General features: G+C 58.3%; 7 protein-coding genes. 3 read left to right on the top strand and 4 right to left on the bottom strand.

Features of this window, described 5'->3' with window-relative positions; all coding sequences use genetic code 11:
* Positions 1–545 precede the first annotated feature (545 nt).
* Together B3041_RS14060 and B3041_RS14055 are read right to left on the bottom strand one after the other, a co-directional pair.
* Positions 546–1,904: a sensor histidine kinase gene (locus B3041_RS14060; RefSeq protein WP_292975916.1), complete on the bottom strand. Its 1,359-nt coding sequence runs from the start codon at positions 1,902–1,904 to the stop codon at positions 546–548.
* Positions 1,901–2,560 (bottom strand): response regulator, encoded by a 660-nt coding sequence (locus tag B3041_RS14055; RefSeq protein ID WP_065650322.1) that lies wholly within the window; start codon positions 2,558–2,560, stop codon positions 1,901–1,903. Before B3041_RS14055 ends, B3041_RS14060 begins: the two co-directional genes overlap by 4 nt.
* A 178-nt stretch (positions 2,561–2,738) precedes the next feature.
* Between B3041_RS14055 and B3041_RS14050 the strand changes: the two genes are divergently transcribed.
* The 3 genes from B3041_RS14050 (at position 2,739) to B3041_RS14040 (ending at position 5,432) form a co-directional block, all read left to right on the top strand.
* Positions 2,739–3,107, top strand: a complete 369-nt coding sequence (locus B3041_RS14050; protein WP_065650321.1) for a helix-turn-helix domain-containing protein — start codon at positions 2,739–2,741, stop codon at positions 3,105–3,107.
* Positions 3,108–3,211: 104 nt separating this feature from the next.
* A complete protein-coding gene (locus B3041_RS14045; RefSeq protein WP_065650320.1) occupies positions 3,212–4,102 on the top strand; it encodes a LysR family transcriptional regulator in 891 nt (296 codons plus the stop codon).
* A gap of 109 nt (positions 4,103–4,211) precedes the next feature.
* Positions 4,212–5,432, top strand: coding sequence for an MFS transporter (locus B3041_RS14040; protein ID WP_292975910.1), 1,221 nt, complete (start codon positions 4,212–4,214; stop codon positions 5,430–5,432).
* Between the two features lie 48 nt (positions 5,433–5,480).
* On the opposite strand, the gene B3041_RS14035 is transcribed toward B3041_RS14040, so the two are convergent.
* Both B3041_RS14035 and B3041_RS14030 read right to left on the bottom strand, forming a co-directional pair.
* A complete protein-coding gene (locus B3041_RS14035; RefSeq protein ID WP_065650518.1) occupies positions 5,481–7,859 on the bottom strand; it encodes a glucose/quinate/shikimate family membrane-bound PQQ-dependent dehydrogenase in 2,379 nt (792 codons plus the stop codon).
* Between the two features lie 289 nt (positions 7,860–8,148).
* Entirely contained in the window at positions 8,149–8,742 is a 594-nt protein-coding gene (locus B3041_RS14030) for a hypothetical protein (protein WP_065650318.1), read from the bottom strand.
* Positions 8,743–8,898 lie beyond the last annotated feature (156 nt).

Raw genomic sequence — 8,898 nt, 5'->3', positions numbered from 1 at the left:
TGCTCACCGCGCCCTTTCGCCTACGTCCTGTCGGCTCATCCCGGAATCGCGCCCTCCCTCGGCGGACCCGGATGGCGCTTCCCCCGGCTGCTGCTTTTTTTCTCTTTCTCGAATTTTTTATGGCTGAAGGTTTCGTGAAAACGCTTCAGACCACACCACAACATTTTTAAAAAACAAAATGAAGGGTTTGCAGGCGGGGAGAGGGGGCGCTATCCGCAGCGCCGGGCGCAGCGTGACGGCCAGGGCGAGCCGGCAGGACGCCGGCGAGAGCGCGGAGTGAGCAGGAGCGAATCCGCGCGGTCCGTTAAGGCCGGAGGGATGCGTCCGGGAATTCGCGAGGACGGCGCGGGGCGGGGATTGCTAAGGGGCGCGCCCACCCGCCCCTTAGCCCGTCCGCGTGCGGTAATGCCGCTGAAACTGCCAGAAGCCTGGCGGGCGGAACCCCCTCAGAGTCCCGCGCTGCCAGGCGCACAGCCCCCGCGCGGCTAAACGCACCGCTCCGCGCGGCTAAGCGCACCGCTCCGTGCGGCTAAGCGCACCGCGTGCTATGGCAGCGTCACCCGCACCCGCAGTCCGCAGCGTTCACCTTCCGGGGTCAGACAGTTAGACAGCGCCACCTGCATCTGATGCTTTTGCGCCACGCTGCGCACAATCGACAGGCCAAGACCGCTGCCCTGCGCCTGCACATCCGGCGAACGGGTAAAGCGATCAAACGCCCGCTCCAGAAACGACTCCGGCATGCCGGAACCGTTATCGACAATATCCACCACAATGCGATCGTCTGCGCGGTGCAGCAGCACATCCACCAGGCTTCCTTCAGGCGTATGCAGCATGGCGTTACCGATAACGTTATCAAATAGGGTGCGCAGTTCAGAACGGCTGGCCTGCAGGCGGTAACGTGCGCTGCCGCTATAGCCAATATCGATGCCGCGCTTATCGGCAACCACCATCAGCTGTTCAATACTCTCCTTCAGCAGATCGTCGATCTCGATCGTTTCCGCTGCCGGAACCGCGGAGCGATCCTCCTGGCGTGACACATCCAGCAGCTGTGTCACCAGATGACGGGTGCGGGTTACGCCCGCTTCCAGCTGATCAAACTGACGGCGCGCCTCGCCAGGCTGAATATGCTGTCGCAGATTCTCCAGCTGCAGCGTAACGGCGGTAACCGGCGTGCGCAGCTCGTGTGCGGCGTCCTCCAGAAACTGCCGCTGGGCGGACCAGGCGGCGCGCAGTTTGTCCAGCAGCGCATTGTAGGCGGCGACCAGCGGCAGCACTTCGTCAGGCAGGCCATCCGGCGACACCGTATGCGGATGCAGGCTCTCCTGCGCCGCGATCTGCCTGGACGCTACCAGCAGATTGCGCGTAATGGCGCGTACGATCAGCCAGATCAGCAGCAGCGACAGTGGCATCATCAGGATCAGCGGGATCACCGCCGACAGCACGCGCTTCACCATCAGGCTTTTCATGTAGCCGATATTATGCAGCACCTGCACGGTGCCGATTTCACTGCCCGCTTCGCCGGGACGGGTATAGACGCGCCATTCACAGTCGTCACCGCAGTCGCCAAGACGCAAATCGGACCAGCCGTGAACCGGCTGCAGCGGTGCCTGCAGCGCCGGCCACGAGCTGGCGCGCAGCTGATGATGCGTATCCCACAGCTGGACGATATAAGCGCTTTTAAGCCTGTCCTGATCGAGGATCATCGGCATCAGCGCGGGCATTGTCTGGCTGGCTGACCAGACGTCGGCCACTTTTGCGAGCTGATCGTCTTTCATCGAGCCCATCATGTCGCCGTAGCAGTGAAAGAAGTACCAGGTCACGCCACCAATCATCGCCAGATGCAGCAGCACCAGGCTCATCAGCAGCTTATTGCGCAGAGAGCGCAGAAACGTAAAATTTTTCATTGTGCCGGTACCCGCCAGCCAAGGCCGCGAACGTTGCGGATCGCTTCGTTCCCCAGTTTGCGCCGCATACCGTGGATCAGCACATCAACGGCGTTGCTGGTGACTTCTTCGCCCCAGCCATAGATGCGATTCTCCAGCTGCTCGCGTGAGAGGATCGCACCGGGTCGCTCCAGCAGCGCATAGAGCAGGGCATATTCGCGAGCGGTGAGCTGTTCACGCTGGCCCTTATAGAGCACTTCCCGCGTCATCATATCCAGCTGCACGTCGCCGCTGCCGAGCAGCGAGTCGGCGGCACCGTGGCGGCGCCGGGTGATGGCGCGCATACGCGCAAACACTTCCTGCAGATCAAAGGGCTTGAGCAGGTAATCATCCGCGCCGCTATCCAGCCCCTGAATGCGCTGGGCGACGCTGTCCCTGGCGGTCAGCACCAGTACCGGCGTCATATCACCGCGCGCGCGGGCGCGCCGCAGTACGTCGAGACCATCCTCACGCGGCAGGCCAAGGTCGAGCAGCACACAGGTGTAATTGCTTTCCGACCAGGCGTGCGAGGCAAACCGGCCGTCGCGCACCCAGTCTACCGACCAGCCTGCAGCTTCCAGCGCCTGCTGCAGGTTGGCACCAATCATTTCATCATCTTCTACCAGCAGCACGCGCATGGAGTCTCCTTATCAGTGTCGGGCAGTGTAACGCCGCTTTATTAGCAAACAATTATCGCCGCTGAATTTTTGCCGCTGCCCGCTTTGCTAATTCTGCGCTAATTCTTCGCTAATTAAGGGATAAATCTCCTGCGCTACAGTGGCCACTCAGGAACAGGCTGTTAAGCCGGAGGGTGCGATGAATCAGCGAGAGTTTATCCGTAGTTTACTGGAGTGGATTGAAGATAACTTAGGCCACGATCTGCATCTGGATGAGGTAGCGCGTCGATCGGGCTATTCACGCTGGCATCTGCAGCGCCTGTTTCGTCAGCACACCGGTTTTTCACTGGCTGAGTATATCCGCCAGCGCCGCCTGACGGAATCGGCGTTAACGCTGCTCAACAGTGACGACGCCATTTTGCAGGTTGCCATGAACTACGGTTTTGATACGCAGCAGGCCTACACCCGGACCTTTAAAAATTACTTTCGCGTCACGCCAGGACAGCTGCGTCGTCAGCGTCGCGTTGAGCCGGAGCGGCTGTTGCTGCCGTTTGCCGTCGCCGTATAAGGGACGGCGTCCGTACCGGCCGGCCTGCGGCGGAGAGAAAATCGGATGCAGAACGGCATAATACCTTTTAAGCTGCGGGGCATGTTTCTCTGACAGCCGGACCCATGAACCCTGGTGATAATCTGACAGCCATGCTGCTGTTTGCGCACGTGGCAGAGCGGCAAAGTTTCAGCGAAGCCGCGCGCATTCTCGGCGTCTCTAAATCCTATGTCAGCCGCGAAATTGCCCGGCTGGAGGTGCGGCTGGGGATCAAACTGCTGCAGCGTACCACGCGTCATGTGGCGCTGACCGGGCACGGTCAGGCGTACTACCCATTCTGCCTGCGCATGCTGGACGAGCTGCATCAGGCGGATACGTTTGTGCAGCAGCTGCATCAGCTGCCGGCCGGCAATCTGCGCCTGCAGGCTCCGGTGACATTTGGCTGTCAGTGTGTGGCGCCGGTGGTGGACGCCTTTATTCGCCGCCATATTCATCTGCATGTTGATCTGGACCTCACCACCAGCGACGATCCTCACCCTGACGCAGATATCACTATCGCGATCCGCAGCCGTGCACCGCAGGGAGGCGCCTGGCGCGAACTCAGTACTATCGACTGGGGCCTTTACGCTACGCCCGGCTATCTGACCGCGCATCCGCTGATTGATCATCCGCGCACCCTGACACGCCACAACCTGCTGCTGTTTCACGGTCCGGCACATACCGCCGCTCTGCCGTTCCGGCGTGACAAGCAGCGGCTGGCGCTGGAGGTACGCAGCCGCTTCCGCGCCAATAACAGTATGGCGCTGCTCAATGCCGCGCTGGCTGGCGGCGGCATTGCCTATCTGCCTTCTTATATGACGCGTGAGGCGCTGGCGCGCGGCGATATCCAGCCAGTGCTGAGCGACTGGCAGATGGATCGCTTTCACAGCTACCTGCTGCTGAAAGAGCAGCCGCAGCCTTCATCGCCGGTCACACAGCTGTGCGATGCGCTTATCACCGCGCTGCATGCTCCCTGATTGTTGCTGTCTGGCAACGGTGGCGGGCTGACAGGTAACTGTTCTGCGCCGCCTGTTTTCTGCCGTTTTGCGCTGTTAGCCTGATAAAAAACAGCCGGCGGGAGAAGGTATGCCACACGCATCATTATCATTAACAGCTGAACAGCAACACTGGAAGTGCAACCTGCTGGTCTGCACGCTGGGGTCATTTACTACCATTGTGGCGATGACGCTGCTGCTGCCGTTTCTGCCGATCTATGTTCAGCAGCTTGGTATTAAGGAGCCGGCGGCGATCGCCCGCTGGTCAGGTGCCGCCTATGCGGCCACGTTTCTGAGCGCCGCGCTGACGGCCCCGCTATGGGGCCGGCTGGCGGATCGCTATGGACGCAAACTGATGCTGATCCGCGCCAGTCTGGGCATGGCGATAGCCATGTCGCTGATTGGTATGGCCACCGCCCCCTGGCAGCTGGTGGCGCTGCGCCTGCTGGCCGGGTTGCTGGGGGGTTATGCCTCAGGCTCTACGATCCTGGTCGCCGCACAGACGCCGAAAGCCCACACTGGCTGGGCGCTGGGCATTCTCTCAGCGGGCATTATGGCAGGCAACGTCGCGGGGCCGCTGCTGGGCGGAATACTGCCGCCGCTGATCGGCATCCGTCACACCTTCTGGCTGACGGGTGCAGCGATCTTCCTTGCGTTTCTCGGCACGGCGTGTCTGCTGAAAGAGGCGCCGCGGCAGCCAGAACGCGCGGCTGAGGCAGGGCAGGTCGCACCAGAGCAGCCTGCTAACCTGCGGGTGGTACGGCTGATGTGGCTGACGGCGATGCTGATGATGTTTGCCACCATGTCTGTCGAACCTATTATCACGCTCTATATTGCGCAGTTTGTGCAGGGCGAGCACGCGGTAACCGTCAACGCCGGGATTGTGATGGCGGCGGCCGCGCTGGGCAGCATTATCGCTGCGCCGCTGGCCGGGCGACTGGCGGATCGTATCGGACACGGCCGTGTATTGTTTGCCGGGCTGACAGTCAGCGCGCTGCTGCTGATCCCGCAGGCCTTTATCAGCCACGTATGGCAGCTTACCGGCCTGCGTTTTCTGATGGGTATGGCACTGGGCGGGCTGCTGCCCTGTATTACTGCGCTGATACGCCACCATGTCCCGCAGCAGCAGACGGGAAAAATGCTGGGCTATGCAACCTCGGCACAGTATGCCGGACAGGTGACCGGGCCGCTCTGCGGCGGGATCGTCAGCGGAGCAGTTGGGATGCAGCCGGTGTTTCTGATCACCGCGCTGATGATGGCGCTGTGTGCTTTGCTGGTACGCAGCGTGGTGCGGGAGAGACAGGAGGCATAAAAAAGGCGGGCCATTGGCCCGCCTGATTTATGCTGCTGTTACGAAAGGTTATTTCGTATCAGGCAGCGCATAGGCAACCACGTAGTCGCCCAGTTTGGTGCCAAACGAGCCGTGACCGCCAGCCGCGATGACAACGTACTGCTTGCCGTTCGCTTCATAGGTCATTGGCGTTGCCTGACCACCGGCTGGCAGACGCGCCTGCCACAGCATTTCACCGGTGTTGGTATCAAACGCACGCAGATAGTTATCTGCCGTTGCGCCGATAAAGGCAACGTGTCCCGCCGTGGTGATTGGGCCGCCCAGCATTGGCATACCCATTTTAAACGGCAGCGGCAGTGGCGCGCTGTCGCGCACGGTACCAATGCGTTTTTTCCACACGGTTTCGTTGGTTTTCAGATCCACCGCTGAAATGTAACCCCAGGCTGGCTGTTTGCACGGCAGGCCAAAAGGTGACAGGAACGGATTCAGCTCAACGCCAAACGGCACGCCATACTGCGGCTGCACGCCGGTTTCAGTACCGGAACCGCCTTCCGCACCTTTCGGTGGCTCAGCCGGGTTGCCCGGTCCGCGTGGGATCAGTTTTGAGACAAACGGCAGCGCCATCGGGTTGGCGATAGCAATCTGACGATGTGGATCAACGGCGATACCACCCCATTCAAACATGCCGAGGTTGCCCGGGAAGACCAGCGTACCCTGTTCAGATGGCGGCGTGAATGGACCTTCATAGCGCAGGCGTTTAAAGATCACGCGGCACACCAGCTGGTCAAACATCGTCGCGCCCCACATATCCTTGTCAGTCAGATTCTGCTTAGGACGGTAGGTCAGCTCAGAGTAAGGCTGCGTCGGTGATACGTGGTCACCTTTCGCTGCGCCCTGCGGAACCGGGGTTTCCGGTGCCGGTACGACCAGCTTGCCGTTGCGGCGATCCAGCACAAAGATGTTACCGGTTTTCGCCGGTGCATAGATCACCGGAACGGTGTTGCCATCTTTGTCGGTGATATCAGCCAGCGTCGGCTGAGAAGGCAGGTCCATATCCCACAGGTCGTGATGCACGGTCTGATAAGACCAGACCAGCTTACCGGTGGTGGCATTCAGCGCCAGAACGCTGTTTGCATAATGCTCCTGCTCAGGCGTACGGTTGCCGCCCCAGATATCCGGAGTAGACACGCCCATTGGCAGATAAACGATATCCAGTTTCGGATCGTAAACCGCCGGTGCCCATGAGTTCGGTGAATTCAGGGTATAGGTGTGCTCATCTTCCGGAATCGCGTTAGGATCTTTCGCGCCCGGATCGAATGCCCACAGCAGTTTGCCGGTGTTGACGTCAAAGCCGCGGATCACACCCGATGGCTCACGGGTAGAGTAGTTATCGGTTACGGCACCGGCGATCACGATAGTGGTATCGGTGATAATCGGTGGCGAGGTCGGTTCATACTGACCTGGGGTAGTAACCGGCTGCTTGTGCTGCAGGTCCAGCTCGCCGTTGTTACCAAATGACGGGCAGCGTTCGCCGGTTTCCGCATCCAGTGCAAACAGACGACCATCGTTGACCGGCAGATAGATGCGACGCGCGCAGAGTGCCGGCTGAGTTGCCGCGCTATCCGCTGCTGCAGGGGTTTCATGATAGGAAACGCCGCGGCAGGTGATGTGCTGGAAGGTCGGATTCTGCTTCAGAGCCGGATCAAACTTCCACTTCTGCTTACCGGTTGTGGCATCCAGTGCAAACAGGATCTGGTGCGGTGAGCAGAGATAGAGCGTGTCGCGGATTTTAATCGGCGTTACTTCATCCGTGATTTCACCCGGATCGTTAGCATTTTTCAGATCGCCGGTCTGGAACTGCCAGGCAACCTGCAGCTCTTTAACGTTGCTGGTGTTGATCTGCTTCAGCGGAGAGAAACGGGTGCCCTGCTGATCGCGCGCATACGCCGGCCAGTCAGCATCAGCAATATTGCTGATAGGCTGAGTCTGTGAAGTGGCCGCTGCAGCAGGCAGTTCGCCATTCAGCTCCTGCGGATCGTGGAAAACGGCCCACGCCAGAACCAGTACGCTGGCAATCAGCGCCACCAGCATCGCGCCTCTGCCGGCAGGATTAAACGCGCGGCAGACGAAAGGCAGGATCAACCAGATACCGAAAATCACCAGCACATCGGTGCGCGGTGCCAGCGCCCAGAAGTCGAAGCCGACTTCCCATACGCCCCAGATCAGCGTGCCGAGCAGCAGCAGCGCATACAGCATCAGCGCGGCGCTACTGCGACGCCAGAGCAGAACAGCGGTGATCAGCATCATCACACCGCCAATAACGTAGTACCAGGAACCTCCAATGGTAGCTAACCAAACGCCACCAACCAGCATAAACGCGCCTGTCAGCAGTGCGAACAGCACCGTGAGTAAGCGGATTACGCCAAAAGATGAGGAAGCTTTCCCCATAATATTGACCTCTTTCTTTGCCATAGAAAAACAAAGGAAACAACGCTTCAGGCTGTTTCCCGACATAGAGTACGAAGTGAGCAGAAATGTTCACGCAGCGTTCTTCCGTGACGCCAGATGATCCCTTTGCGTTAAATTTTATCTTAAAAACGTTAACGAGTTTGCTTTTTTTAGCGGTTTTAACTCTGTCTGGCTAAATCCTGCGACATTTTATGGGGGAATAGCGGCGTTAATTCCGATCAAATCAGGTTGCCACGCCGCGGAGTAGCAGATTGTGTAAACGGTTACCCTAAAAAAGCGTGCCGGGTGTGCGCTGTTGCTGCCAGCCGCTTAACTGCAGACGCTGGTAATGTTCGCTATTCAGCGTCAGTTGTGCGGTACGTAATATAACATCTGCTTCTCTTTCCCTGAGAGACTCAATTAAAAACGGAAAGCTGAACTTGAGATAATTATCGTTAAAAAAATCTTCAGCTAAAACCACGCCGCTAAATGGAAACGCCACGATTTTTTTCCATTCTGTTCCCGGCGGCGCGAGATCGCACAACCAGAATGAGAAGTGGTGCGCAACGGCAAGCAGGGGAGCACCACCCTGTAGCAGCCCTGCATAATCAATTGCCAGACGGACGTGCGCAGCCTGCAGCATCGGATAATTTTCCGGGGCGCGCAAAAATTCCATCAGGCTATTTCCCGCCAGCGGAATAATTATTAATTCAGGTGTGTCAGGCAACTGATTATGCAAAGCAATTATGTTATGTCCATTAAGTAATGTATCAGCATCCTGCTCGCAATGCATAAAGGGTGCTGAATAACACACGCCGCACAGCGTGTTGTCAAAGCGATGAATGCGCTCAGTAACATAAGGATTATAAGTACTGTTTTTCATGTATCTCTGCAAAAAAATTATTAACCGGAACGATATGTTTTATTATAAATGCGTGTTATGTCTGTAATTTACCGGCGGCTAATATAGATCGAAAGAGAGTGCCAAATCACCTTTTTTTACCTGTCTCTGATACAGAGATATTCCTGGCGTTAAAAA

Source organism: Pantoea sp. UBA4549 (genome assembly GCF_002387285.1).
In the GTDB taxonomy this organism is placed as follows: Bacteria; Pseudomonadota; Gammaproteobacteria; order Enterobacterales; family Enterobacteriaceae; genus Pantoea; species Pantoea borealis.
Note: the sequence above shows the minus strand (reverse complement) of the source record. Positions and strands in the feature narration are given on the sequence as shown.

What these genes read in the sequence shown, in the direction of transcription:
- B3041_RS14060 (WP_292975916.1), bottom strand. Translation starts at nt 1,904, where the DNA reads ATGAAAAATTTTACGTTTCTGCGCTCTCTGCGCAATAAGCTGCTGATG.
- B3041_RS14055 (WP_065650322.1), bottom strand. Translation starts at nt 2,560, where the DNA reads ATGCGCGTGCTGCTGGTAGAAGATGATGAAATGATTGGTGCCAACCTG.
- B3041_RS14050 (WP_065650321.1), top strand. Translation starts at nt 2,739, where the DNA reads ATGAATCAGCGAGAGTTTATCCGTAGTTTACTGGAGTGGATTGAAGAT.
- B3041_RS14045 (WP_065650320.1), top strand. Translation starts at nt 3,212, where the DNA reads ATGAACCCTGGTGATAATCTGACAGCCATGCTGCTGTTTGCGCACGTG.
- B3041_RS14040 (WP_292975910.1), top strand. Translation starts at nt 4,212, where the DNA reads ATGCCACACGCATCATTATCATTAACAGCTGAACAGCAACACTGGAAG.
- B3041_RS14035 (WP_065650518.1), bottom strand. Translation starts at nt 7,859, where the DNA reads ATGGGGAAAGCTTCCTCATCTTTTGGCGTAATCCGCTTACTCACGGTG.
- B3041_RS14030 (WP_065650318.1), bottom strand. Translation starts at nt 8,742, where the DNA reads ATGAAAAACAGTACTTATAATCCTTATGTTACTGAGCGCATTCATCGC.